Source organism: Amycolatopsis sp. NPDC000009 (assembly GCF_055563465.1).
The window spans coordinates 14,345-38,799 of record NZ_JBVHDI010000020.1 but is presented as its reverse complement, the minus strand read 5'-3'; the positions used below and the strand labels follow the sequence as shown (position 1 = coordinate 38,799).

General features: G+C 68.7%; 23 protein-coding genes. 15 read left to right on the top strand and 8 right to left on the bottom strand.

Annotated features, from left to right (window positions below; translation table 11 throughout):
* The first annotated feature begins 249 nt into the window (after positions 1-249).
* The 5 genes from pqqA (at position 250) to pqqB (ending at position 3,320) form a co-directional block, all read left to right on the top strand.
* Positions 250-357 carry a pyrroloquinoline quinone precursor peptide PqqA gene (pqqA, locus tag ACZ3HL_RS35720; RefSeq protein WP_465431089.1) on the top strand — a complete coding sequence of 36 codons (108 nt, stop codon included), beginning with the start codon at positions 250-252 and terminating at the stop codon, positions 355-357.
* A gap of 83 nt (positions 358-440) precedes the next feature.
* Entirely contained in the window at positions 441-1,118 is a 678-nt protein-coding gene (gene pqqC / locus ACZ3HL_RS35715; protein WP_465535722.1) for a pyrroloquinoline-quinone synthase PqqC, read from the top strand.
* 2 nt (positions 1,119-1,120) lie between these two features.
* Positions 1,121-1,393: a pyrroloquinoline quinone biosynthesis peptide chaperone PqqD gene (gene pqqD, locus ACZ3HL_RS35710; protein WP_465420326.1), complete on the top strand. Its 273-nt coding sequence runs from the start codon at positions 1,121-1,123 to the stop codon at positions 1,391-1,393.
* On the top strand, positions 1,384-2,466 hold the full coding sequence (gene pqqE, locus ACZ3HL_RS35705) for a pyrroloquinoline quinone biosynthesis protein PqqE (RefSeq protein WP_465535720.1): 1,083 nt from the start codon (positions 1,384-1,386) through the stop codon (positions 2,464-2,466). Before pqqD ends, pqqE begins: the two co-directional genes overlap by 10 nt.
* On the top strand, positions 2,463-3,320 hold the full coding sequence (gene pqqB, locus ACZ3HL_RS35700) for a pyrroloquinoline quinone biosynthesis protein PqqB (protein WP_465535718.1): 858 nt from the start codon (positions 2,463-2,465) through the stop codon (positions 3,318-3,320). The genes pqqE and pqqB overlap by 4 nt, the downstream gene beginning before the upstream one ends.
* On the opposite strand, the gene ACZ3HL_RS35695 is transcribed toward pqqB, so the two are convergent.
* A complete protein-coding gene (locus ACZ3HL_RS35695; RefSeq protein WP_465535716.1) occupies positions 3,317-4,255 on the bottom strand; it encodes an aldo/keto reductase in 939 nt (312 codons plus the stop codon). The genes pqqB and ACZ3HL_RS35695 overlap by 4 nt on opposite strands.
* Before the next feature lie 143 nt (positions 4,256-4,398).
* On the opposite strand from ACZ3HL_RS35695, the gene ACZ3HL_RS35690 reads away from it, so the two are divergent.
* Positions 4,399-4,917 carry an ArsR/SmtB family transcription factor gene (locus tag ACZ3HL_RS35690; protein ID WP_465420334.1) on the top strand — a complete coding sequence of 173 codons (519 nt, stop codon included), beginning with the start codon at positions 4,399-4,401 and terminating at the stop codon, positions 4,915-4,917.
* Positions 4,914-6,134 (top strand): MFS transporter, encoded by a 1,221-nt coding sequence (locus tag ACZ3HL_RS35685; protein WP_465420336.1) that lies wholly within the window; start codon positions 4,914-4,916, stop codon positions 6,132-6,134. Before ACZ3HL_RS35690 ends, ACZ3HL_RS35685 begins: the two co-directional genes overlap by 4 nt.
* Positions 6,135-6,177: 43 nt before the next feature.
* Here ACZ3HL_RS35685 and ACZ3HL_RS35680 read toward each other — a convergent pair whose 3' ends face one another.
* Both ACZ3HL_RS35680 and ACZ3HL_RS35675 read right to left on the bottom strand, forming a co-directional pair.
* Positions 6,178-7,554 (bottom strand): amidase, encoded by a 1,377-nt coding sequence (locus ACZ3HL_RS35680; protein ID WP_465535714.1) that lies wholly within the window; start codon positions 7,552-7,554, stop codon positions 6,178-6,180.
* A gap of 9 nt (positions 7,555-7,563) precedes the next feature.
* Positions 7,564-8,553 carry a D-2-hydroxyacid dehydrogenase gene (locus tag ACZ3HL_RS35675; RefSeq protein WP_465535713.1) on the bottom strand — a complete coding sequence of 330 codons (990 nt, stop codon included), beginning with the start codon at positions 8,551-8,553 and terminating at the stop codon, positions 7,564-7,566.
* A 98-nt stretch (positions 8,554-8,651) separates the two neighbouring features.
* Here ACZ3HL_RS35675 and ACZ3HL_RS35670 point away from each other — a divergent pair, with 98 nt between their 5' ends.
* The 3 genes from ACZ3HL_RS35670 to ACZ3HL_RS35660 are packed head-to-tail and all read left to right on the top strand — an operon-like array spanning position 8,652 to position 10,903.
* Complete coding sequence (locus ACZ3HL_RS35670) at positions 8,652-9,392, top strand: maleate cis-trans isomerase family protein (protein ID WP_410651775.1); 741 nt, start codon at positions 8,652-8,654, stop codon at positions 9,390-9,392.
* 44 nt (positions 9,393-9,436) lie between these two features.
* Complete coding sequence (locus tag ACZ3HL_RS35665) at positions 9,437-10,207, top strand: maleate cis-trans isomerase family protein (protein ID WP_465420343.1); 771 nt, start codon at positions 9,437-9,439, stop codon at positions 10,205-10,207.
* A 3-nt stretch (positions 10,208-10,210) separates the two neighbouring features.
* Positions 10,211-10,903, top strand: a complete 693-nt coding sequence (locus tag ACZ3HL_RS35660) for a GntR family transcriptional regulator (RefSeq protein WP_465535711.1) — start codon at positions 10,211-10,213, stop codon at positions 10,901-10,903.
* Positions 10,904-10,907: 4 nt separating this feature from the next.
* Here ACZ3HL_RS35660 and ACZ3HL_RS35655 read toward each other — a convergent pair whose 3' ends face one another.
* The 3 genes from ACZ3HL_RS35655 to ACZ3HL_RS35645 form a co-directional block, all read right to left on the bottom strand.
* Complete coding sequence (locus tag ACZ3HL_RS35655) at positions 10,908-11,384, bottom strand: DUF4262 domain-containing protein (RefSeq protein WP_465420345.1); 477 nt, start codon at positions 11,382-11,384, stop codon at positions 10,908-10,910.
* Between the two features lie 584 nt (positions 11,385-11,968).
* A complete protein-coding gene (locus tag ACZ3HL_RS35650; protein WP_465420347.1) occupies positions 11,969-13,027 on the bottom strand; it encodes a tartrate dehydrogenase in 1,059 nt (352 codons plus the stop codon).
* A complete protein-coding gene (locus tag ACZ3HL_RS35645; RefSeq protein WP_465535709.1) occupies positions 13,024-14,487 on the bottom strand; it encodes an NAD-dependent succinate-semialdehyde dehydrogenase in 1,464 nt (487 codons plus the stop codon). Before ACZ3HL_RS35645 ends, ACZ3HL_RS35650 begins: the two co-directional genes overlap by 4 nt.
* An 88-nt stretch (positions 14,488-14,575) precedes the next feature.
* Between ACZ3HL_RS35645 and ACZ3HL_RS35640 the strand changes: the two genes are divergently transcribed.
* Both ACZ3HL_RS35640 and ACZ3HL_RS35635 read left to right on the top strand, forming a co-directional pair.
* Positions 14,576-15,826: an aspartate aminotransferase family protein gene (locus tag ACZ3HL_RS35640; protein WP_465420351.1), complete on the top strand. Its 1,251-nt coding sequence runs from the start codon at positions 14,576-14,578 to the stop codon at positions 15,824-15,826.
* The gene (locus ACZ3HL_RS35635; RefSeq protein WP_409494057.1) at positions 15,826-16,323 is read left to right on the top strand and encodes a DUF3830 family protein; all 498 of its coding nucleotides are present in this window, start codon (positions 15,826-15,828) and stop codon (positions 16,321-16,323) included. The genes ACZ3HL_RS35640 and ACZ3HL_RS35635 overlap by 1 nt, the downstream gene beginning before the upstream one ends.
* 60 nt (positions 16,324-16,383) lie before the next feature.
* On the opposite strand, the gene ACZ3HL_RS35630 is transcribed toward ACZ3HL_RS35635, so the two are convergent.
* The gene (locus tag ACZ3HL_RS35630) at positions 16,384-17,370 is read right to left on the bottom strand and encodes a hypothetical protein (protein WP_465420354.1); all 987 of its coding nucleotides are present in this window, start codon (positions 17,368-17,370) and stop codon (positions 16,384-16,386) included.
* Between the two features lie 149 nt (positions 17,371-17,519).
* On the opposite strand from ACZ3HL_RS35630, the gene ACZ3HL_RS35625 reads away from it, so the two are divergent.
* Complete coding sequence (locus tag ACZ3HL_RS35625; protein ID WP_465535707.1) at positions 17,520-20,507, top strand: AfsR/SARP family transcriptional regulator; 2,988 nt, start codon at positions 17,520-17,522, stop codon at positions 20,505-20,507.
* On the opposite strand, the gene ACZ3HL_RS35620 is transcribed toward ACZ3HL_RS35625, so the two are convergent.
* Positions 20,491-21,285 (bottom strand): Calx-beta domain-containing protein, encoded by a 795-nt coding sequence (locus tag ACZ3HL_RS35620; RefSeq protein WP_465535705.1) that lies wholly within the window; start codon positions 21,283-21,285, stop codon positions 20,491-20,493. The genes ACZ3HL_RS35625 and ACZ3HL_RS35620 overlap by 17 nt on opposite strands.
* Positions 21,286-21,475: 190 nt before the next feature.
* On the opposite strand from ACZ3HL_RS35620, the gene ACZ3HL_RS35615 reads away from it, so the two are divergent.
* Together ACZ3HL_RS35615 and ACZ3HL_RS35610 are read left to right on the top strand one after the other, a co-directional pair.
* Positions 21,476-22,858, top strand: a complete 1,383-nt coding sequence (locus tag ACZ3HL_RS35615) for an FAD-binding oxidoreductase (protein WP_465535703.1) — start codon at positions 21,476-21,478, stop codon at positions 22,856-22,858.
* 12 nt (positions 22,859-22,870) lie between these two features.
* Positions 22,871-24,424: an acetolactate synthase large subunit gene (locus ACZ3HL_RS35610; RefSeq protein WP_465535702.1), complete on the top strand. Its 1,554-nt coding sequence runs from the start codon at positions 22,871-22,873 to the stop codon at positions 24,422-24,424.
* Positions 24,425-24,455 lie beyond the last annotated feature (31 nt).

Genomic DNA, 24,455 nt, shown 5'->3' with positions numbered 1-24,455 from the left:
TAGGCGGGTGGTCGGGGTGCACCCGTCGAGTTGGATAGAAACACACCGCAGGACGAAACGGACACCACTGGACGGGCTATCGGGCCCACCGGTCGTTAACCGTTGTGTGCGCCGAGCGTGACGACCGGCCCGACTCGATCGGCCATAGGTAGGAAACTTTACAAAACGCCGCCGGAAGTCGGTCCTTACGTCTGGTCAGAATCGGCGACCCGCTTCTAGGGTGACGGTGGCCCGGCCCTGTTCGATCCCATGTGGACGTTAGGAGCAGAAATGATCGAGGTATGGACCACCCCCGACTTCGTCGAGTACGAAACCCCCATGGAGGTCACGGCCTACGCGGCCCGCATGGAGGACTGAACCCGCATCCGGTGGTGGGGGCCGTCCCCCACCACCGCCGCCGTCCCGATCAGCGAGCACCCGGAGGCAGCACGGTGTCCCTCATGTCGTCGTCGGAGTTCATCGCGGCGTTGCGCGGGCTTTCGCACCGTTACTGGGGCACCCACCCGTTCCACGTGCGGATGCACGACGGCGATCTGTCCGCGCGCGAACTGAAGATCTGGGCCGCGAACCGCTGGTACTACCAATGCGTTCTCCCGCAGAAGGACGCGGCGATCATCAGCAACTGCCCGCTGCCGGAGATCCGCCGGGAATGGCTCGACCGTATCGTCTACCACGACGGGACGAAGGCGGGCGACGGCGGGACCGAGCGATGGCTCCGGTTGTGCACCGCGGTCGGGCTCGACCGTGAAGAGGTCCTCGATCAGCGGCACGTCGCCCCCGGCGTGCGGTTCGCCGTCGACGCCTACGTGAATTTCGCCCGCACGAGACCTTGGCTCGAAGCGGTCGCCTCGGGGCTGACCGAAATGTTCGCGGGCCATCTCATGCAGCGGCGGGTCTCCGACATGCTGGCGAACTATTCGTGGATCGCACCGGAGGACCTCGCCTATTTCACCAATCGCATCGACAAGGTCTCCGGCGAGGGCAAGGGGACGCTCGACATCGTCGTGCGGCACGCCGTCACCCGCGAGCAGCAGGACAAGGCGATCGCCGCGCTGTCGTTCAAGACCGACGTGCTCTGGTCGATGCTCGACGCCATCGAGCGCGCGGCCGAGGAGTAGCGATGACCTCCCTCGAACCGGGCTCGGTGCCGCGCCTGCGGCGCGGAGTCCGGCTGAGCTATGACCAGACCAGGGAAACGCACGTCCTTTTGTTCCCCGAAGGCGTGCTCGTCCCGAATCCGACCGCCGCGGCCGTGCTTTCCCTCTGCGACGGCGTCGAAGACGTCGCGGGAATCGCTTCGGCGTTGCGCGAACGCTACACCGGTGTGCGCGAGGAGGAGATCCTGGACGTCCTGTCCCGGCTGGGAGAACGGCGGATCGTCGAATGGACATGAACACCGCGGCGCCGCCGCTGGGCATGCTCGCCGAGCTGACCCACCGCTGCCCGCTGCATTGCCCGTATTGCTCGAATCCGCTCGAGCTGATCACCCGCGACGGCGAACTGTCCACAGAGGAATGGCTTTCCGTGCTCACCCAGGCGCGGGAACTCGGGGTGCTCCAGGTGCACATGTCCGGTGGTGAACCACTCGCCAGGCCGGATCTCCCTGTCCTGGTCGAGCACGCCACGAAACTGGGGTGTTACGTCAACCTGGTGACGTCCGGGCTCGGGCTGACGGAGTCCAGATTGGACGATCTCGTCGAGCGCGGAATCGCGCATGTCCAGCTGTCCGTCCAGGGCGCGACCGCCGAACGCGCGGACCGGCTGGCCGGAGCGCGGGCACACGACCGGAAGCTGGTCGCCGCCGGACTGATCAAGAAGGCCGGGCTGCCGCTGTCGGTGAACGTCGTCCTGCACCGGCAGAACCACGATCAGCTCGCCGGGATCATCGACCTCGCCGAGGAAATGGGTGCGGACCGGCTCGAACTGGCCAACACGCAGTACTACGGCTGGGCCCTGCGCAACCGCGACGCCCTGATGCCGACCCGGCGGCAACTCGACGAAGCCGAGCCGATCGTGCGCGCGGCCACCGAACGGCTGCGCGGCCGGATGGAGATCATCTACGTCGTCGCCGACTACTACGAGAAGTACCCGAAGCCGTGCATGTACGGCTGGGGCGCACGGCAACTGACCGTGGCGCCGGACGGGAAGGTGCTGCCATGCCCCGCGTCGACGGCGATCGAGACCCTGGAATTCGACAACGTGCGGGACAAGCCGCTGGCGTGGATCTGGTACGAATCCGGCTCCTTCAACGCCTACCGCGGCGAGGACTGGATGCCGGACACCTGCGCCACGTGCGATCGGCGCGCGATCGACTTCGGCGGCTGCCGGTGCCAGGCGTTCCAGCTCACCGGTGACGCCTCGGCGACGGACCCGGTGTGCTCGCGTTCCCCGGAACGCGGCGTCGTCGACTTCATTCTCGCCACACCGCCGAAAACCGGCGAGCTCGTGATGCGGACGCCACGATGAGGGTGATTCTGCTCGGCACCGCGGCGGGCGGCGGGTTCCCGCAGTGGAACTGCGCCTGCGCGTTGTGCGTTTCGGGCGCGCCGCCGCGGACGCAGGACTGCGTGGCGGTGAGCGCGGACGGCGAGGGCTGGTACCTGCTCAACGTGTCGCCGGACATCCGCGCGCAGATCCTCGCCACGCCGCCCCTGCGCGCCGGGCCGGGGCCGAGGGAGATACCGCTGCGCGGGGTGCTGCTGACCGACGCCGAACTCGATCATTCACTCGGCCTGCTCCTCCTGCGGGAAGCGGGCGGCCTGCCGGTGTGGGCGCCGGACGCCGTGCTGGGCGCTCTTTCCGCACAGTTCCCCGCGCGGTCGATCATCGACGGGTACGGCGGCTGGGACTGGCTGCCGTCGTCGGATGTCTCCATCGACGGTCTCCGGGTGAGCGTGCTTCCCGTGAGCGACAAGCGACCGAAGTACGCGCGTTCGTCCACTGAGGACGGTCCTTGGGTGGTGGCGTACCGGATCGAAGACGTCGAGACCGGCGGTGTCTTCGTTTACGCGCCCTGTTTGAAGAGCTGGCCGGACGGGTTCGACGACTTCACCCGCGGCGCCGGTCTGGTGCTCCTGGACGGGACCTTCTACGCACCGGACGAGATGTCGGGCGCCACCTCGGCCGACGCCGGCGCTCAACCGGCGATGGGTCATCTGCCGATCACCGGCAGTCTCGCGAAGCTCCGGCCCGGCCCTCGCTGGGCGTACACACATCTGAACAACACGAACCCGGTGGTCGATCCCGCGTCGCCCGAACACGCCGCCGTGCTGGACGGCGGCGCCTCGCTTCCCTTGGACGGTACCGAATTCAAGCTCTAAGCGACACCTTCGGGGCTCGCGCCCGACACGGGAACGGCGTCGGCGGTGAGCCGGTCGATCTCCGCGAGATCGTCCGCGGTCAGGTCGATGCCGTCGGCGGCGAGACTGGCCTCGATGTTGGCCGCCTTGCGCGCGCCCACGATCGCGACATGCACGCCAGGCTGGGCGAGCGTCCACGCGATCGCGAGCTGGCTGACGGAGATTCCTTTGCCCGCCGCGAATTCCTTGAGCCGGTCGACGACGGCGAGATTGTGCCGGAAGGTCTCGCCGGTAAACGCCGACGACCGTGACCGCCAGTCGGTCTTCTCGAACGTCGTCTCCGGCGTGAAGGATCCGGTCAGCAGTCCGCTGCCGAGCGGGCTGTACACGAGCACGCCGATGTCGTTCTCACGCGCGTACGGGAGAGGATCGGTTTCGATGTCGCGGCGGAACAGGTGATACGGCGGCTGCAGGGTTTCCACGGGCCGGGTCTTGTCGAAGGCGGCCAGCGCCGCGGCGTCGTGGTTCGAGACACCGACGTGCCGGATCTTCCCGGCGTCGACGAACTCCTGCAGGAGCCCCGCCGTCTCTTCGGCCGGTGTCCCGGGGTCGGGCCAGTGGATCTGGTAGAGGTCGATGTGGTCGACGTCGAGGAAACGGAGACTGTCCTCGACGCCCTGCGTCAGCCACTCGCGCCGCGAGTCGCGCGGCCGTTCGGAACGCGGCTTGATGCCGCCCTTCGTGGCGATGACGAGGTTGTCGCGGTCGCGCTTGAGTTCCTCGCGCAGCGCCTTCCCCAGCATCGCTTCGGACTTCCCGAACCCGTAGGCCTGTGCGGTGTCGAAGAAATTCACCCCGAGTTCGCGGGCATGGTGGATCGCCGCGATCGCCGCGTCCTCGTCGAACGAGCCCCAGTCCCCGCCGAGTTGCCAAGTGCCGAAAGCGATCCTCGACACCTCGAGACCGCTCCTGCCCAATGTCGTCGTACGCATCTCTCCAGCAGAGCACAGACATCGGATCACCGCACCGGAACTCCCGGCCAATGAAACCCCCAAATAACTGTTTGACGGTTCGTGTCCCGGCGGTCGATACTCGTCCCATGCCCGAGTCTCCCGGCCTCGACGAGCTGCGCGTTCTCGCCCATCCCGTCCGCCTGCGCATTCTGTCGCTTTTGACCGGTGTCGCGATGAGCGCCGCCGAAGCCGCCCGCGAACTCGGTGAGACACAAGCGAATGTCAGCTACCACCTGCGGCGGTTGCACGAGGCCGGACTGCTCGACGTCGTCGAGGAGGTCCGGATCCGGGGCGGGCTGGCGAAACGCTACCGGCACGACCCGGAGTCGGGATCGCGGTTCACGTCGACGGATCCGGAGGAACACCGGCTTCTCATCACGACGATGGCCTCCGAACTCGAGCGCCGCAGCGAATTCCACGTCCGCGGTGAACGCGGGCTGACGGCCGACGTGGAGATGTGGGTCGACCGTGAGACCTGGAAGAAGGCACTCGCCCACGCCCATGAGCTGAGCGAGCTTCTGCACTCGGCCGCGAAACCGCCCCGCACCCGGGGGACGATTCCGGTCAGCGCGACGGTCGCGATGTTCGAGATGAGGCGACCGTGACGTCCCTGCGCGAACCACTGCGCCATCACAACTTCCGCTGGCTGATCGGCGGCCGCACGTTCGGGGAGTTCGGCAACGCCGTCGCCCCGCTCGCGCTCGCGTTCGCGGTGATCGACCTGACCGGATCGGCCGTCGACATCGGCATCGTCGTCGGCGCGCGGTCCGTGGCGAGCGTGGTCCTGCTGCTGTTCGGCGGGGTACTGGCGGATCGGCTACCGCGGTCGGTGATCCTGCAGGGCACCGAACTCGCCGCCACGCTGACCCAGGCGGTCATCGCGGCGAGTGTCCTTTGTGGATTCGCGTCGATCCCGCTGCTGGTCGGCCTGAGCGTGGTCAACGGCGCGGTGGCCGCGATCTCCGCGCCGGCGTCGGCGTCGCTCACCCCGCTGACGGTGCCCGCCACCCTGCTCGCGCAGGCCAACGCGCTGGCCAGACTGTTGTCGAACTCCGGCCGGATCGCCGGCGCCGGGCTCGGCGGCATCCTGGTCACCGCCGTCGGCCCCGGCTGGGCGCTCGGCGGGAACGCGCTGCTGTTCCTGGGCTCCGCCCTGTCCTACCGGTGCATCCGCCTCAGCCGCCGGGAACGGATCCCCGGTAGCCGCCCGCTGGCGGAACTCGTCGAGGGCTGGCACGAGTTCCGGTCGCGCACCTGGGTGTGGGTCGTGGTCGTGCAGTTCATGGTGGTGAACGCCGTCATCGCCGGCGGAATCGCGGTACTCGGCCCTGTCGTCGCCGACAGCACTTTCGGCCGCTCCGGCTGGGGATTCGCCCTCGCCGCGCAGACGATCGGCTCGCTCGTCGGCGGGATCCTCGTGGCCCGATGGCAGCCGCGGCGCGCGCTGTTCGTCGGGGTCGCGGTGATCCTCTTCGAAGCGCCGCCGCTGATCCTCCTCGGCCAGGCACCTCTGCTGCCGCTCCTGCTGGCGGCCATGTTCGTCTCCGGACTGGCGATCGAACAGTTCGTCGTCGCGTGGGACGTCTCCCTGCAGGAGAACGTGCCCGAGGACAAACTCGCGCGCGTCTACTCCTACGACATGCTCGGTTCCTTCATCGCCCTGCCCCTCGGGCAGATGGCGGCCGGGCCCGCCGCACACCACTTCGGCGTCAGCACTACTTTGCTCGCGTGCGCCGCGCTGGTCGTGGCCGCCACCGGGCTCGCGCTGTGCAGCGGCCAGGTGCGCGGGCTGGTCCGGAAGTCCCACGCCGCCCAGCCCTGACACCCAAAGTGGTAGCAAAGGTCCCTTGCTCCCTTTCCGCAGGTCACGGCCAGGGACGGACCTCTTCCAGGAGCTTCGCGACCGCGAGCACCAGGTCGTCGGAGTGCCGCGGGCCGACGATCTGCAGGCCGACCGGGAGGCCGCGGGAGGTGCGGCCCGCCGGCACGCTGATGGCGGGCTGCTGGGTCATGTTGAACGGGTAGGTGAACGGCGTCCAGTCCGGCCAGCCGCTCAGCCCGCTGCCCGGCGGCACCTCGTGCCCGGCTTCGAAGGCGGGGATCGGCAGGGTCGGCGTGATCAGCACGTCGTAGCGCGTGTGGAACTCGCCCATCAGGATGCCCAGCGCGGCCCGCTCGGCGTTGGCGCCGAGGTAGTCGCTCGCCGAGAAGGTCTTGCCGAGTTCCCACACCTTCCGCAGCCCGGGATCGACCTTCGTCTCCGAACCGGCGGGGAAGGTGTCCAGCCACTTCGCCGCCCCCGTCGACCACAGGACGTCGAAGGCCTCTTTCGGGTCGGTGAAGCCGGGATCGGTCTCTTCGATGTGCAGGCCCGCGTCGCCCAGCGACCGGACCGCCGACTTGACGATCTCCGCGACCTCGGGGTCGACGTCGACGTAGCCGAGCGTCGGCGAGTAGGCGGCGATCAGCCCGCGCACGTCCCTGCGGACGGCCTCGCGATAGGTCGAAACCGGCGGGGCGAGCGCGGCCGGGTCGCGGTGGTCGGGCATCGCGAGGACGTCGAGGAGCAGCGCCGTGTCGTCGACCGAACGCGCCATCGGCCCGGCGTGCGAGAGCGGGCCGAACGGGCTCGCCGGGAACAGCGGGATCCGGCCGTGTGTCGGTTTGAGCCCGACGATTCCGCAGAAGGAGGCCGGGATCCGGATCGAGCCGCCGCCATCGGTGCCGACGGAGAGTTCACCCATCCCCGCCGCGACGGCCGCGGCGCTGCCCCCACTCGAACCCCCCGCCGTCGTCGACGGGTCGATCGGGTTGCGGGTGATCCCGGTCAGCGTGTTGTCGGTGACGCCCTTCCACGCCAATTCCGGCGTCGTGGTCTTTCCCAGCAGCACCAAGCCGTTCTCACGCAGCCGCGCGGTGACCGGGCTGTCGACGTCCCAAGGCTGGTCGGGGTCGATGCATCCCGAACCGCGCAGCGTCGGCCAGCCCTGGGTCAGGAACATGTCCTTGATCGAGGCCGGAACGCCGTCGAGCCAGCCGATCGGATTGCCGTCCCGCCAGCGGATCTCGGAAGCTTTCGCCTGTTCGAGCGCGCCGTCGGCGTCGACCAGGCAAAAGGCGTTGGTCTCACCGTCGCGTTCTTCGATGGCGCGCAAGGCGTTCTGGGTGGCCTCGACCGGCGACAGCTCTCCGGTGGCGTACGCGGCGACGAGCTCGCTCGCGGTCAACTTGGTGTCGTTCAATCCGGGCCCCTAACCTTGGCGAAGCGTCTCCGACGGCACGTACCCGAGCTGCTTGTCCACGACGTTGCGCAGCGGCTCCCCCGCGCGCCAGCGACGGAAGTTGTCCGCGAACACCTCTACCAGAGTATTACGCCAGCCGACGAAGTCACCCGACATATGCGGCGAGATCAGCACGTTCTCCATGGTCCACAAAGGACTTTCGGACGGCAGCGGCTCGGTGTCGAAGACGTCGAGCGCCGCACCGCCGAGCGGCCCGTCCCGCAGTGCGCCGATCAGGTCCGAGGTGACGACCAGTTCGCCGCGGCCGACGTTGACGAACCGCGCGCCGGATTTCATCGCGGCGAAGGTCTCGGCGTCGAACATGCCCTTCGTCTGCTCGGTCAGTGGCGCGACCGCGACGACGTAGTCCGCCTCGGGAAGATGGCGGACGAGGTCCGAAGACGCGTACACGTCCCCGAAGTCGGGATCGCCCTCACGAGGACGGCGTCCGACGCCCGCCACCGACATCCCGGCGGCCCGCAGCAGCCGCGCGATCGACCGGCCGATCGGCCCGGTGCCGACCACGAGGACCCGGCGGCCGGAGATCCGTTCACTCTCGCGGTGCTTCCACTGTTTTCGCCGCTGCAGGTCCCACGAACGGACGAAATCCTTGGCGAACGCGAGGACGACTCCGAGGACGTACTCGGCGATCGCCCCGTCGAACACCCCTCGGGAGTTGGTGAGCACGACGTCGCTCTCCTGCAGCCCCGGGAAGAGGACCGGGTCGACGCCCGCACTGGCGATGTGCAGCCAGCGCAGCTTGTCGGCCGCGTGCCAGGCACCCGGGACGGCGGCCGAAAGGAAGTCGTAGACGAAGAACGCGTCGGCGCCGGACAACGCTTCGGCCAACCCGGCCTCGCCGGTGTAACGAACCACCGCTCGGTCTTCGATAGCGCGCATGTCCGGTGGGCGCGTGTCTCCGCAGAGCACCGCCAGCACAGGGGTCTCCGAGGCGATCACGTTGACACCGTAAAAGTGGCTCGTATGATTGTCAACAATCCGAGGAACGACCCCCGGAGCACCGGAGCGTGACAGCAGAAGTTTCCGGAGGCTGAGACTTGGATTTCGACTTACTGGAGTTCGAAGGCCCGTTGGCGCAGCGCGGTATAGGCGTGATCGCCCCCTTCGACCTGGCCCTGGAACGCGAGCTGTGGCGCTGGGTGCCCATGGAGGTCTCCCTCCATCTGGCGCGGACACCGTACGAGCCCGTGCCCGTCAGCATGGAGATGGCCCAGCTCGTCAGCGACAGCAGGCATCTCGCCGCCGCCACGCGGGACGTGCTCCACGTGGAGCCCGAAGTCGTCGCCTATCTGTGCACCTCCGGCAGTTTCGTCAACGGTGTGGACTACGAACGCTCTCTGACCAAGGCGATCTGCGACGCGGGCGCGACGGACGCCGTCACCACGTCCGGAGCGCTGGCGGAGGTCTTGCATCAGCTCGACCTCCACCGGGTCTCGGTGCTCACCCCCTACGACGGCGACCTGACCGGGAAGCTGCACGACTTCCTGGCCGAACTCGGCGTCCACACCGTCTCGAGCGACCATCTCGGCTTGGGTGGCGGCATCTGGAAAGTCAGCTACCGGACCATCGCCGAACGTATCCTCGCCGCCGACCACGCCGACGCCGAAGCCATCTTCGTCAGCTGCACCAACCTCCCCACCTACGATCTGATCGAGCCACTCGAAAGCGCGCTCGGCAAACCGGTCCTCACCGCGAATCAGCTCACCATGTGGGCCTGCCTCCGGCGGATGAACCTGCCGATCGTCGGGCCCGGCAAGTGGCTCCGGGAGGTCGACTGACCTCTTCGCCTACGATTGTCGACAATCTGCCCACCGGAGGTTCCGTGCCCATCACGCCGTTCGCCCCGCCCGAGCCGCCGTCCGAGACGACCACCATCGGGTTCATCTACCCGGATCACGCGGCCGAAGACGACTACCCGCTCGCGGAACAGCTCCTCGGCGGGGACATGGCCGGGATCAAACTGCCGGTCGAGCACATCTACGGAACCGATCTGCACGCCGTGCCCGAGCTCTTGGACCTCGGCAGCGAAAGCCGGCTCGCCGACGGCGCCGCGCTCCTGGCCAAACACGAACCCGACGCGGTGGTGTGGGCTTGCACCAGCGGCAGCTTCGTCTACGGCTGGGAAGGCGCCCGCGATCAGGCCGACCGGCTCTCCGCCGTCGCAGGCGTCCCGGCGTCGAGCACCTCCTTCGCCTTCGTCAACGCCGCGCGGGCCCTCGGCGTCCGGCGGGTCGCGGTCGCCGCCAGCTACCCGGACGACGTCGCGCGGCTGTTCGTCGAGTTCCTCGCCGCGGGCGGGGTCGAGGTGGTCTCGATGGGCAGCGCGGACATCGACACCGCGGCCGAGGTCGGCGAACTCAGCCCGGAAGCCGTCGTCGAGCTCGCGGTGAGCCGGGACCACCCGGCCGCCGACGCGCTGCTCGTCCCCGACACCGCCATGCGGACCCTCGGCGAGATCAACACGCTCGAAACCAGGCTCGGCAAGCCCGTGCTGACCGCCAACCAGGTCACCGTCTGGGAAGGGTTGCGGCTCACCGGGAAGTCGCCGCTCGTCCGCACACTGGGTGCACTGTTCGGGAGAAGGGGCAACTGAACCATGTCCTTGCCGGATATCGAGCCGGTCAGCCGGGAGTCGACCGCCGGGATCATCGCGCGCCAGTTGCGGGACGCGATCATGACCGGCGCTCTCCCTCCCGGCACCCAGCTCGGTGAAACGGATCTGGCCTCCCGGTTCCAGGTTTCGCGGGGGCCGCTGCGCGAGGCGATGCAGCACCTCGTCTCCGAAGGACTCCTGCGCAGCGAGCGCCACCGCGGCCTGTTCGTGATCGACCTCGAACCCGGCGACGTCTACGACATCTACTCGGCGCGCTCGGCCATCGAGCGCGCCGCGATGCTGCGGGCGCTGCGCGGGGACAGGGAGCAGGTCGCCGCCGAGCTCGAAGAGGCCGTGCGCGCCATGGCCACCGCCGCGGACGACGACGACCCGACCGCGCTCTCCTGGGCGGACCTCCGTTTCCACGAGGCGCTGATCGCCGCTTCCGGCAGCAAACGGCTCGTGCGCATGGCCCGGACCCTGCTCATCGAAACCCGGATGTGCCTCACCGCGCTGCAGGGGACCTACCAGCGGGTCGAAGAACGGGTCACCGAGCACACCAGGATCATCGAAGCGCTGCGGGCCGGCGACGAAGAGACCGCGCTGTCGCTGCTGGAAGCCCATATGGAGGACGCCGTCCAGCGGCTGGCCCCGGGGACCAGCCTGAGGGAAGGCGAAGCGCCCGCGGTGCCTTGAGGTTTCAGCCACGGCCCCGCACCCCCAGCACCGGCTGGCCGCCCGTTCCACCGCGGAAATCCCTGTTCCACGGCCAATTGCCGTGCTCGTCTTCGTAGACAAGTTGCAGCGCACGGAACTCTTCGCCGTACAGGAGAACGGCGGTGAGCAGGTGCGCCGACGGCGAACTGAGCGGAACGACCTCGAACGACGGCCATCCCACGGCGGCGGGCAGCACCTCACCCGCCTCCGGAGGCCCTGACCGGACCACCTGCTGGGCGAAATAGTTCAGCAGCTGGCCGGATCTTCGCTCCCTCAGGCCGGTGACGACGAGCTCCGGCAGCCCGGCTTCGGTGAGCCCGACCGTGTACGCGAAGCCCGGCTGGACTGTGCCGCGCTCGACCGTCTGCACCATCCAGCCGTACTTCCGGATCAGCGGGCGGACCTCCTCGACGAGATAGTCGTCGCGGGTCTTCCCGGGGTTGTCGCAATGCCAGCACATCGGCGCTCCTCAAGTCGTCGAATCCGATCACCGGCACTGTGCACCGGGACACCGACAAAAACTCACGACCCGCGGTGGAGCGCAGCCGGTGAACGGTCCTTCGCTGGCTGATTTCGCGTCGAGATTCCCTTTCAGGGCAACACTTTTGCCTTGTTTGAAAAATTCGCCGAGGGAGTTCTGGGGCACGGGTCTCCCATGGGCATTGGGGACGCTCAACGACTCCCTTGCCACATCGGGAGCACCGAACGAGTCATCCGAGACGCCACCGCCTTGCTCCGTCGGGAATCCGGCGTATCCGGGGAGCCGGTTCTGTGTCGCGAAAGCCACTTTGCGGACGTCTCATGTCCCGAAGGTGGCTTTCGCGACACGGCCGTCGAGGGCTCGGAGTGTCCGACCGCCAAGGGAGCGAGTGGCGAGTCAAGAACCGTCCAGGTTCCTATGTCGCATTGGAAACCTGGACGGCCCGAGTGCACGAAGGCCCCCTTCCCTGCGCCTAAGGCAAGGAAGGGGGCCTTCAGGTATTCGAAAGTCGCGAATGGACCGTTCATGACTTCCGGGACTTGACACACCACTGTGCGGATGGTTCAAGATAGAGCGGCGACCACCGCGGACCCGAGTTCGGCGGTGGTGGACTTCCCGCCGAGGTCGGGGGTTTGCACGGCCCCTTCCTCGAGAACCTTTTCCACCGCCGCGCGTACGTCTTGTGCCGCAACGGTTTCCCCGAGATGGTCGAGCAGCATCGCCCCCGCCAGGATCTGCGCCACCGGATTCGCGATGCCCTGCCCTGCGATGTCGGGAGCGCTGCCGTGCACCGCCTCGAACATGGAAGGAAGCTCACCGGTCGGATTGATGTTGCCCGAAGGTGCCATTCCGAGCCCACCCGTCACGGCCGCCGCCAGGTCGCTCAGGATGTCGCCGAACAGATTCGAAGCCACCACGACGTCGAGCCGGTCCGGCGCCTGCACCATCCGCGCGGCGAGCGCGTCGACATGGCACTGCTCGGCGTGCACGTCCGGGTACTCCGCAGAGATTTCGGCGAAGATCTCGTCCCAGAAGGGCATCGAGTGAATGAGCCCGTTGGACTTGGTCGCCGAACAGACCCGTCCCGTGCGCGTCTTCGCCAGTTCGAAGGCGTAGCGGATGATCCGCTCCACACCGACCCGCGTGAACACGGATTCCTGTAAGACGAACTCGTTCCCCAGCCCACGATTGTGCCTGCCGCCGATCTCCGAGTACTCGCCCTCGGAGTTCTCCCGGACGATCACCATCTCCAGTTCGTCGGCGCCGCGGCCCGCCAGAGCCGACGTCGTCCCCGGCAGCAGCCGGACCGGCCGGAGGTTGACGTACTGGCTGAACGCGCGCCGGACCGGAATGAGGAGACCCCACAACGACACATGGTCCGGGACGCCGGGAAAGCCGACAGCACCGAGAAAGATCCCGTCGAAAGCGGAAAGCCGCTCGATCCCGTCGGCGGGCATCATCGAGCCGGTTTTGGTGTACCGCTCACAACTCCAGTCGAACTCCGTCCAGGACAAGGAGAAGCCATGCGATGCCGCCGCGCGGTCGAGGACCTTGCGGGCCTCGACCGTCACGTCCACGCCGATACCGTCGCCGGGAATGCTCGCGATCCGATAGGAGGTCACAGGGCCACCGCGATGTACTTGGTCTCGAGGAACTCGTCGATGCCGAAGCTGCCGCCCTCACGGCCGAGCCCGGACTGCTTGATCCCGCCGAACGGTGCCGCCGGGTTCGAAACCAGCCCCTGGTTGAGTCCGATCATGCCGGCTTCCAACCGCTCCGAGACCCGCAACGCCCGTTTGAGATCGGAGGTGTACACATAGGACACGAGACCGAACTCGGTGTCGTTCGCCGCCACGATGGCCTCGTCCTCGCTGTCGAAGGGAGTGATCGGGGCGACCGGACCGAAGATCTCTTCCGAAGCGAGCCTGGCGTCCTTGGGCACGTCGGTGAGCACCGTGGCCTGATAGAAGTTGCCCGGTCCGTCCACTGTAGACCCACCGGTGAGGACGCGCGCTCCTCGCTCGGTGGCGTCGGAGACCAGGCCGCTGACCTTCTCGACGGCGGCTTCGTCGATGAGGGGGCCGACGACGACGCCCTCCTCGGTACCGCGCCCCATCGGCAAGGCCTCCATGCGCTCGGTGAGGCGCCGGGAGAACTCGTCGACGATGCCTCGCTGGACATAGAAGCGGTTCGCGGCCGTGCAGGCCTCGCCGATGTTGCGCATCTTCGCGGTCATCGCGCCGTCGATCGCCGCGTCGAGGTCGGCGTCTTCGAAGACGAGGAAGGGGGCGTTGCCGCCGAGTTCCATCGAAGTGCGGAGCACCTTGTCCGCGCACTGTTCCAGCAGCTTCCGCCCGACGCCGGTCGAGCCCGTGAAGGACAGCTTCCGCGCACGGCCGTCGCGGATCAACGGCTCCATCACGCCGCCGGAGTCCGACGTCGTGAGCACGTTCAGCACACCTTCCGGCAGTCCCGCTTCGGCGAGGATCGCCGCGAGGGCCAACATCGAAAGGGGGGTCTGAGCAGCGGGTTTGATGACCATCGTGCAGCCTGCCGCGACCGCGGGCCCGATCTTGCGGGTGCCCATCGCCATGGGGAAGTTCCACGGCGTGATCAGCAGACACGGCCCGACGGGCTGCTTCGTCACGAGGAAGCGGCCCGACCCGTTGGGAGCGACGGCGTAACCACCGTCGATCCGGACGGCCTCCTCCGCGAACCAGCGGAAGAATTCGGCCGCGTAGGTGATCTCGCCCTTCGACTCCGCGAGCGGTTTACCCATCTCGAGGGTCATCAGCAGCGCGAGTTCGTCGGCGCGCTTGATCAGCAGTTCGTAGGCGCGGCGCAGGATCTCGCCACGTTCGCGCGGGGCGACGTTCGCCCAGTCGGCCTGGGCGGCGACGGCCGCGTCGAGCGCGCTGACACCGTCCGCCGGTGACGCGTCGGCCACCTCGCACAGGGCTTCACCCGTCGAGGGGTCGAGAACGGGGAAGGTCTTCCCGTCCGTGGCGGGCACCCACTTGCCGCCGATGAACAGTTCCTTGCCGACCGACGTGACCACGCCGGCCTCACTGATCGAGCTCATCCCAACGCTCCTCCATGTTGTCCCGAACGCCATGCTATGGATATTGTCAACAATCGACAACAGCTCAGCCGACCTAGGAGCGCAGCCCATGGCCCAGCTATCACCGCTGCTCAAGCAGGCAACGCCGGTCGTGGTCGACCACGGTGAAGGGGTTTACCTCTACGGCACCGATGGCAAACGTCACCTGGATTTCACCGCCGGTATCGGCGTGACCAGCACCGGCCACTGTCACCCGCACGTGGTGAGCGCGGCGCGGGAGCAGATCGGCAAACTCGTCCACGGGCAGTACACGACGGTCATGCACAAGCCGATGCTGGAGCTGACCGAGAAACTGGGCGGTGTCCTCCCGGAAGGTCTGGATTCCCTCTTCTACGCGAACTCGGGCAGCGAGGCGGTCGAGGCGGCGCTCCGGTTGTCGCGGCAGGCCACGAAACGGCCCAACGTCATCGTCTTCCAGGGCGGGTTCCACGGCCGGACCGTCGCGGCGGCGACGATGACGACGTCGGGCACCCGGTTCAGCGCCGGGATCTCGCCGCTCATGTCCGGCGTGCACGTCGCCCCCTTCCCGTACGCGTTCCACTACGGCTGGGACGAGGAGACGGCGACGAAGTTCGCCCTGCGCGAGCTCGACTACCTCTTCGCGACGGTCTGCGCGCCGAACGAAACGGCCGCGTTCTTCATCGAGCCGGTGCTCGGCGAGGGCGGGTACGTCCCGGCGAACACCGAGTTCCTGGCCGGTCTCCGGGAACGCGCCGACAAGCACGGGATCCTGCTGGTGATGGACGAGATCCAGACCGGTTTCGGCCGGACGGGCCGGTTCTGGGGACACGATCATTTCGGGGTACGCCCGGACATCGTGCTCATCGCGAAGGGCCTCGCGAGCGGGTTCCCGATCTCGGGTATCGCCGCGTCGGAGGAACTGATGGCGAAGGCGCTCCCCGGTTCCCAGGGCGGGACCTACGGCGGCAACGCGGTGGCCTGCGCGGCGGCGATCGCCACGCTCGAGGTGATCCAGCAGGAGGGCCTGGTCGAGAACGCCGCCGAACGAGGACGCCAGCTCCTGGAGGGTGTGCGGGTGATCGCGGACAAATCGCCGTCGATCGGCGACGTCCGCGGGCTGGGGCTGCTGGTCGGTTCCGAGTTCACCACGCCGGATGGCGAGCCGGACACGGCGAAGGCCCAGGCGGCCCAGAAAGCCGCGTCCTCCAACGGATTACTGCTGCTGACCTGCGGGGCGTACATGAACGTCGTCCGGATGGTGCCACCGCTGATCGTCGACTCCGCGCAGGTCGACGAAGCGCTGCGTATCTGGGGCGACGTGGTGGCGGGGGTCGAGTGATGGCCCGCTACATCACGATCACTCTCGACAAGCGCGGGGTGTCCTGCCGGGCCCGGCTGCTCGACGCCGAAGCCCCGCGGACCTGCCGCGCGGTCTGGGACGCGTTGCCGCAGAGCGGTTCGGCCTACCACGCGAAGTACGCGCGCAACGAGGTGTACACGCTCGTGCCGCCCTTCGCCGAACCGAAGCCGGGCCGCGAAAACCCCACGGTGACCCCGATTCCGGGGGATGTCGTGTACTTCGGGTTCGAGGCATGGGAGATCGGCAACCCTGCGTACGGCTACGACGACGGCAGTGAGGCGCACAGCGACCAGGGCGCGACGGACCTCGCGATCTTCTACGGCCGCAACAACCTGCTGATCAACGGCGACGCGGGCTGGGTGCCCGGCAACGTGTTCGCGACGATCGAAGAGGGACTGGCGGAAATGGCCGAAGCCGCCCAGGATCTCTGGCTGCGAGGTGTCGAGGGCGAGACGCTTTCTTTCGCACGCGCGTGAAACCCGTGGGCGGTGCGGGTTTCCACCCTCACCGCCCACGGGCCGGCACCCCACCCTGGCTTACTGTCGCGCTTCGGCGAGCCGGTATTCGACGCCGCCGACCTCTTCACCGCGCTGGTCGACCTGGGTCACGTGGACGGTGTACTGCCCGCCGGCCGCTTCGGCGCCGGCGGTGAAGCTCAGCTTGGCGCCCACCTGTTCGCCCGATTTGAAGGTCAGGCCGCTGATCCGGGCTCGCTGCGGGTTCACGATGGCCAACTCGGTCTCACCGACCCGTTCGACGCCCTCCCCCTTCGCGCCGGACGCCCGCCAGCGCGCGGCCAGGTCGGGGCCGAGGTCGATGGTGATCCGTCCCGGGCCGGTGAACGGCCTGCCCGGCTGGGTGAAGACGATGTCGCCGACCGCCGTGGGGTCCGGACCGTCCCAGCCGAACACGATCGGCCGGAACTCCGGGATCTTGATCTTGAACGGTACGGCGTTCACGTTGTGCCAGGCAATGTTGTTGTTGTTCCGGGCGTTCGCCGACGTGCTCAGGCCTTCGGTCGGCAGGTCGGTCGGCGAAAGCCACCGCGCCAGCAGGCAGAAGTGCGAACCGAGCGGCACCTTCCACGGGATGACGACCCGCTTGGTCCCGTAGGGCACGCTCACGTTGGTTGCCGAACCGATGTAGGTCCACTGGCTCGACCACTGGGCCACGGTGCCTTGTTTGGTGTAGTAGACCTGCAACGTGCCCTTCTCGAGCGCGTCGCCGTACGGGCCGGGATTGTTCAGGGTGACGTGGATGTAGGCGGTGGTCCCCTGCACGACCGGGTCGTCGCTGGCGCACAGTGTCCCTGGCGTGAAGCACACCCGGATGTCCGGACTGGAGTAGAGCGAACCGGCCGACGGTTCGAACCCGACGTCGGACGTGTTGTCGCGGATGAAGACATCGCTCCGGGCCTCCGGCGCGGCCTGTACCGCCGGTGCGACCCCCGCGAACAGCGTCGCGGCGGCCAAGACGGCCGACGCGAGCAGCGTCCGGCGGCGCCGCGGATTCCTGCTGATCATGTTCCCCTCCTTGCGCGAAACATTCGACCCGTTGACCGTCGGCCAGACCGGTTGTGGCCCGGTTGTCGAGATCGTGTGCCCTAATCGGCCGATTTCGGTGGGTCTTCGCCCGGATACGCTCACCGGGGTCACATGCCGGAGGGAGCGGGGTGCCCGGGCCAGGGGAATTACGGGTGCTGGGCCCGGTCGAAGCGATCGGCCCCACCGGGCGGGCGGAGTTGCACGGCGCCCGCCAGCGAGCCGTGCTCGGCGTCCTCGCCCTGCACGCGGGCTCGGTCGTCCCGATCCCCCGCCTGGTCGACGTGCTCTGGGGTGAAGATCCGCCGCGCACCGCGGTGAAGACCCTGCACAGTCACGTCGCCCGGATCCGGCAGGCCTTGGAGGACTGCGGTTTCCCGCCGGTCCTGCTCACCCGCAAACCGGGGTACGTCCTGGCGGTGGCACCGTCCTCTGTCGACGCTCTCCGGTTCGAAGAAGAACTTCGTGCCGCCAAGCGGAGCAATCCGGCTCAAGCGGTGGCGGCGTTGCGCGAGGTGTTGCGGCTCTGGCACGGCGAAGCCTTCGCGGACGCAGAACTCGACGGCTGGGGGCTGCACGAGGTCGAACGGCTCCAGGAATTACGGCTGTCCGCCTGGGAAGAGCTTTGGGCCGCCGAGCTCAGGCTCGGTGATCACGAGGAGGTCCTCCGAGAACTTCCGCGGCTCCGGGCCGAGCAGCCCTACCGCGAACGGCTCGCCGCGCTGCACATGCTCGCCCTGCATCGCTGCGGAAGGCATGCCGAGGCACTGGAGACCTTCCAGGCGGTACGCCGGGGGCTTGCCGACGAGTTCGGCGTCGACCCCGGCCCGGAACTGGTCGAACTGCATACGTCGATCCTGCGCCGGGCGCCCGAACTCGACGCGCCCGCACGGGGCACCGCGCCCGCGCAACTCCCCGCCCGCGTCGGGCACTTCACCGGGCGACAGCAGGAGCTCGCTTCGCTCGACAGTCTCCTCGATGAAGCCGAGCCGCCGGTCGTGGTCATCTCCGGGGCGGCGGGGATGGGTAAATCGGCGCTGGCCGTGCAGTGGGCGCATCGCATCGCGGACCGCTTCCCCGACGGGCAGCTCTTCCTCGACCTCGCCGGGCACGATCCGGCGGAAGCGGTCTCACCGGGCGAAGCCCTCGCCCATCTGTCGCGCGGGCTCGGCCTCCCCGACGACCGGTTGCCCGACGCGACGGCCGAACGCGCGGCGCTCTACCGCTCGTTGCTGCACGGGAAGCGTTGCGTGATCGTCGCCGACAACGCCGGCGGGGTCGATCAGGTCCTTCCTCTCGTCCCCGGCACGGCGAAGGCGATGTTGATCGTCACCAGCAGGCAGACCCTGGCCGCGCTCGGCAGCAGGCACGCCGTCCGGGTGTTCGCCCTCGACGCGCTGGCCGACCCGGAATCGATGACCCTGCTCACCCGGGTGCTGGGCGCCGACCGGGTCACGCGCGAAGCCGCACAGGCCGCGCGCCTGGCCAGACTGTGCGACGGGATGCCTCTGGCGCTGCGGATCGCCGCCGCCCGTCTGACCGGTGAGCCGGGCCGTCCGATCGCGGAGCTCACCGAGGAGCTCACCGGGGCAGGAAGACTGGAAACCCTTGCGGTACAAGGAGATTCACGAACGGTCAAAACCGTCCTGGCGAGCGCCTACCTGCCGCTGGACCAGGCGCCGGCTCGGCTGTTCCGGCTTTCCGGGGTGATCCCGGGGACGTCGTTCAGTTCGTTCCTCGGCAGCGCGCTGTGCGGGGTGCCCGCCGAAGCAGGCCGGGCCGCGGCCGCCGAGCTGTCCGCAGCGCACCTGATCACCCCGGCGGGCCCGGACCGCTATCGTCTCCACGATCTGATCCGCGAATTCGCCGTCGCCTGCGCCCGCGCCGACGAAACGACGTCGGGCCGCGCCGAGGCGGCGGACCGGCTGATCGACTGGTATCTGCACGTCGCCGCCGAAGCGAACCGGATCATCGACCCGAACCGCGATCTGGTGACTCCGGCGTTGCGCCACCAGCCACCCACCTCGCCGTTCCCGGCGGAAAGGCGTGCGGCGCTGGCGTTCCTGGGTGCCGAGCGCGCGAATCTGCTCCCTGTGGTGCGGTTCGCGCGCGAACACGGCCGCAACACCGCCGCCTGGCAGCTCACCTACCTGCTCACCAGTTTCTACGACACCATGGGCGGCTGGAACGAACGGATCGGGCTTTGCCGCGAAGGGGCCGCGGCGGCCGCCGAACTCGACGATCCGCTGGCGGAAGCGGAAATGCTGCGTGCGCTGGGCGCGGCCTACTTCATGACCCGCAGGCTGACGGACGCGCTCGAAACCAACGCCCGCGCGTTGAAGGCCGCCCGTACGGCGGGCGACCTGGAAGGCGAAGGGCACATCTACAACAACACCGCGAACGCCTACGCCGCGCTGCGCCGGTTCGACGAGGCGATCACCGCGTACCGGCTGGCGGTGGAGCGGTGCACCTCGGCGGGCAACCGGCTCGGGCGTGCCCTGTCCCAGCGCAACCTCGGCCACGCCTACATCCGCCGCGGCCAGCCGATGGACGGCCTCAGCCCGCTGACGGCCGCGCTGGAGACGTTCCGCGAACTCGGCAACGCCCGGCTGGAAGCGGCCACCCTGGACACGCTCGGCGAAGCCTACGAGGGGCTCGGCGATCACGACGTCGCGCTGGACCATCTCGGCAAGGCGCTGGCCGCGTCCAGGGCGATCGGAGACCGGTGGCAGGAGTGGGAGTCGCTGCTGCACGCCGGCCAGGTCCACCTCGCCCGCCGGGACTTCCGGGCCGCGCGGGCCGATTTCGACCAGGCGCTGCTGATCAGCCGCGACGTCGGCAACCGGCACAGCGAGGCGGCCGCGCTCGACCGGCTCGGCCGCGCCCACCTGGGGCTCGGCGATCTGGCCGCGGCGCGGGAGAACCTCGAACGCGGCCTCGCGGTCCGGGCGAGCGTCCCGGATCCGTACGAGGAAGCGCACCTGCACCGCGACCTCGGCGACCTGGAGGCGCGGTGCGGCGACACGGCCGCCGCGGCCGCCCACTGGGCTCGAGCGATCGAGCTGTACCGGCGGGCGAACGCGACGGCCGACGCCGACCTCGTCACCCGGCGGGGCTGATCACCACCGTCGAGGTCGCGTACACGAGCCTGCCCTGTGACGGCTCGAAGAACTCGACCCGCGCCTTCCCCGTTTGCCCGGGCACGATCGCGAGTTCGGCATAGCCCCTGGTCTCACCGCGCTGGAAGGTGACGACACCGTCCTTCACCGGCTCGTGGGCGGAGCCTTCGGTGCGGTAGCGGATCGTGAGCGGTCCGGAGAGCCACGGCCGGGAAAGCACGATCGGCACCTTGCAGGTGGTGGTGCCCAGCGCGAAGTTGGGCGGGATCGACCAGCAGATCTCGCCTTCCTGGGTGGTGGCCAGTGGCGCCGTCTTGACCTTGTCGTCGTCGGCCACCCAGGCGACGCCGACGCTGTGCCCGATCCGCACCCCTTTCTCGCCGTACAGGCGCAGGGAGAACATTTCGTCGTTCTCCACCAGGGAATCGGCACGGACCTTGACCGCGACCGTTTGCGCGTCCGCCCTACCTGCCCAGGTCAGCGTGCCCGCACGCGGCAGGTAGTCGACGCTCTCCTTCGCGACGAACGCCGGATCGACCGGCGAGCCGTTGCCGTCGATCGTCCGGTATTCGACCGTGCCCTGCGGCGCGCAACCGCCGTCGGTGAGTGAAACGGTGAAGACAAGGGTGGTGTACCCGGCGCTCGTCCCCTCGGCCTGACTGACTCCACTGACGTTCGCCACGGGCACGGTGCAGCCCGCTTGCCCGCCTTCGGCCGCGGGTACCGCGAGCCCGAACGTGATCGCCAGCGCCACCCCCAGCGCCGCGATCCGTCTCATCCTGGATCCCATCGAGCGTCCACCCCTTCCGGCGGGCCGCCGCGGCCCGCTGCGACATGGGTAACCGAGCGAGGTTGTCAGGAGGTTGTGGCTTCCAGGGAAGCAAACATGAAAAGGATTCATGGCCATCCTCGCCCACGACGTACTACGCTTCGGTAACCAGGCAAAGAGGCGTGAGGAAGGGCAGTCGATGGGCGATGTTGCGGCACGGTTCGCCGAGATCGTCGGGGACACGAACTTGCTCTCGGGCGAGGCGATCCCCGAGGACTACGCACACGACGAGGCTTTGACCACCGCCGCGCAGCGGCCGGCCCACCTGGCGAAACCGGGAAGCGCCGAGGAGGTCGCGGAGCTGCTCAAGGCGGCGAGTGAACACGGCGTGCCCGTAACCGCGAGAGGGTCGGGCACGGGGCTTTCGGGTGGCGCGCGGCCACGCGAGGACGGCCTGGTGATCTCTTTCGAGCGAATGAACGCGGTACTGGAGATCGACACCGAAAACCACGTCGCCGTCGTCCAGCCCGGCGTGACACTGTCCGAATTGGACGAAAAGACCACGGAAGCCGGACTCGGCTACACCGTCTACCCCGGCGAGCTGAGCGCGAGCGTCGGCGGCAACGTCGGGACGAACGCGGGCGGCATGCGCGCGGTCAAGTACGGCGTCACTCGGCACAACGTCGTGGGCCTGCAGGCCGTGCTGCCGACCGGCGAGATCATCCGGACCGGCGGCAAGACCTCGAAGGTGTCAACCGGGTACGACCTGACCCAGCTGATCATCGGCTCCGAAGGCACCCTCGCGCTCGCGACCGAGGTCATCGTGAAGCTGTACCCGCGCCTCCCGCACGGCGCCACGGTGTTCGCCCCGTTCGAGACCTTCGACGAGGTGATGACGGTCGTCCCGAAGATCATCTCCAGCGGGCTGGCGCCGCACATCCTCGAGTACATCGACAATCTGACGCTCGCCGCGATCAGCTACAACGAGAAACTCAGCCTCGGCGTTCCGGACGCCATCCGTGACAAGGCGCAGGCGTATCTGGTGGTGGCGCTGGAAAATCGCGACAACGACCGGCTGCACGCCGACGTCGAAGAACTCGGCGGCCTGTTGGGTGACGTCGGCGCGATGGACGTGTACGTGCTGGAAGGCCCGTCGGCGCGCAAGCTGATCGAGGCACGCGAGAAGGCGTTCTGGACGGCCAAGGCGGCCGGTGCGGACGACGTCATCGACGTGGTCGTCCCACGGTCCGCCATGCCCGAGTTCCTGCGCAAGGCCAGGGAAATGGCGTTGTCGCGCGAGTCGGGCGCGCTCGGCTGCGGGCACGCCGGCGACGGCAACGTCCATCTGGCCATCTTCTGCAAGGACCCGGAGAAGCGGAAGCAGCTGCTGACGGACATCTTCGCGCTCGGCATGGAACTCGGCGGCGCGATCTCCGGCGAGCACGGCCTCGGCCGGGCCAAATCCGGCTACTTCCTCGATCTGGAGGACCCGGCGAAGATCGCGCTGATGCGCCGGATCAAGGAGAGCTTCGACCCGGCCGGGATCCTCAACCCCGGCGTTCTTTTCGCTGAGAGGGCTTGAAAAGTGAGTGAGATGAACGGCGCCCAGTCCCTGATCCGCACGCTCGTCGACAGCGGTGTCGACGTGTGCTTTTCGAATCCGGGCACCTCGGAGATGCACTTCGTGGCCGCCCTCGACTCCGTGCCCGAGATGCGCGGTGTGCTCGGTCTCTTCGAAGGCGTCGTCACCGGCGCCGCGGACGGATACGCCCGGATCGCCGACAAGCCGGCGGCCACGCTGCTGCACCTCGGCCCCGGTCTCGGCAACGGACTGGCGAACCTGCACAACGCGCGCCGCGCGCACACCCCGATCGTCAACGTGATCGGCGACCACGCGACCTACCACAAGCAGTACGACGCTCCGCTCGAATCGGACATCGAGGCCGTCGCCGGTTCGCTCGAAGGCTGGGTCCGCCGCTCCGGGCACACGAAGGACGTCGGTGCCGACGCCGCCGCGGCGGTCGCGGCATCCCAGGACGCCCCCGGCCAGGTGGCGACGCTGATCCTCCCCGCCGACGCGTCCTGGGGCGAGGGCGGCGAGACCTGCGCGCCCATCCCGCCGCGGATCCCGCAGGTCGTCGACGCGACGACGGTGAAGAACATCGCCGAGGTGCTGGCCAGTGGTGAACCGGTCGCGCTGCTCGTCGGCGGCAGCGGCTGTCGCGAGGCCGGGCTGCGCGCGACCAGCCGGATCGCGGCCGCGATCGGCGTGAAGGCGTTCGTCGAGACCTTCCCCGCCCGGCTCGAACGCGGCGAAGGCCTGCCGACGATCGAGCGGCTGGGTTACCTCGCCGAGCAGGTCGCGTACCAGCTCGACGGGATCAAGCACGTGATCGTCGCCGGGACGAAGGCGCCTGTGTCGTTCTTCGCCTACCCCGGTAAGGCGAGCAACCTGGTTCCCGAAGGCGCGCAGGTCCATGTCCTGGCCGAGGTCGCACAAGACGTGCAGCGAGCGCTGACCGACGTCGCCGATCTGGTCGCCGCCGAGACGGAGCCGGTGCTGCAGGAGGCCTCCCGGCCCGCGCTGCCGTCCGGGCCGTTGACGCCGCAGAACTGGGTCGAGGTGATCGGCGCACTGCTGCCGGAGCGCGCGATCATCGCGGACGAGGCGAACACCTCCGGTCTGCTGCTGCCCGCCGCGACCGCGGGCGCGCCGCGGCACGACGTGCTGACCTTGACCGGCGGTGCGATCGGCTACGGCATGCCCGTCGCGACCGGGGCGGCCGTCGCCGCGCCGGACCGGCCGGTGATCAACCTGCAGTCCGACGGCAGCGCGCTGTACACCATTTCGGCGTTGTGGACGCAGGCGCGGGAGAACCTCGACGTCACCACGGTCCTGCTGAACAACCGCGCGTACGCGATCCTCCGGCTGGAGTTGCAGCGGGTCGGCGCGGACGCCAACGGTCCCAAGGCGAACGAACTCCTCGACCTCTCCCGCCCGGACATGGACTTCGTCAAGATCGCCGAAGGCATGGGCGTCCCGGCGACCCGGGCGACGACGGCGGAGGAGCTGGCCGAGCAGTTCCAGCGCGCGCTCGCCGAACCGGGCCCGCACCTGATCGACGCCATCGTCCCGACGCTCTTCTGAGCGGAGCGTCCCTGCGTGCGATGGGTTCCTT

Coding starts and splice junctions, on each gene's coding strand:
- ACZ3HL_RS35635 (WP_409494057.1), top strand. CDS start 15,826: ATGGCCCGCTACATCACGATCACTCTCGACAAGCGCGGGGTGTCCTGC.
- pqqC (WP_465535722.1), top strand. CDS start 441: ATGTCGTCGTCGGAGTTCATCGCGGCGTTGCGCGGGCTTTCGCACCGT.
- ACZ3HL_RS35610 (WP_465535702.1), top strand. CDS start 22,871: ATGAACGGCGCCCAGTCCCTGATCCGCACGCTCGTCGACAGCGGTGTC.
- ACZ3HL_RS35690 (WP_465420334.1), top strand. CDS start 4,399: ATGCCCGAGTCTCCCGGCCTCGACGAGCTGCGCGTTCTCGCCCATCCC.
- ACZ3HL_RS35640 (WP_465420351.1), top strand. CDS start 14,576: ATGGCCCAGCTATCACCGCTGCTCAAGCAGGCAACGCCGGTCGTGGTC.
- ACZ3HL_RS35615 (WP_465535703.1), top strand. CDS start 21,476: ATGGGCGATGTTGCGGCACGGTTCGCCGAGATCGTCGGGGACACGAAC.
- pqqA (WP_465431089.1), top strand. CDS start 250: ATGTGGACGTTAGGAGCAGAAATGATCGAGGTATGGACCACCCCCGAC.
- ACZ3HL_RS35645 (WP_465535709.1), bottom strand. CDS start 14,487: ATGAGCTCGATCAGTGAGGCCGGCGTGGTCACGTCGGTCGGCAAGGAA.
- ACZ3HL_RS35660 (WP_465535711.1), top strand. CDS start 10,211: ATGTCCTTGCCGGATATCGAGCCGGTCAGCCGGGAGTCGACCGCCGGG.
- ACZ3HL_RS35630 (WP_465420354.1), bottom strand. CDS start 17,370: ATGATCAGCAGGAATCCGCGGCGCCGCCGGACGCTGCTCGCGTCGGCC.
- pqqE (WP_465535720.1), top strand. CDS start 1,384: ATGGACATGAACACCGCGGCGCCGCCGCTGGGCATGCTCGCCGAGCTG.
- pqqB (WP_465535718.1), top strand. CDS start 2,463: ATGAGGGTGATTCTGCTCGGCACCGCGGCGGGCGGCGGGTTCCCGCAG.
- pqqD (WP_465420326.1), top strand. CDS start 1,121: ATGACCTCCCTCGAACCGGGCTCGGTGCCGCGCCTGCGGCGCGGAGTC.
- ACZ3HL_RS35655 (WP_465420345.1), bottom strand. CDS start 11,384: ATGTGCTGGCATTGCGACAACCCCGGGAAGACCCGCGACGACTATCTC.
- ACZ3HL_RS35620 (WP_465535705.1), bottom strand. CDS start 21,285: ATGAGACGGATCGCGGCGCTGGGGGTGGCGCTGGCGATCACGTTCGGG.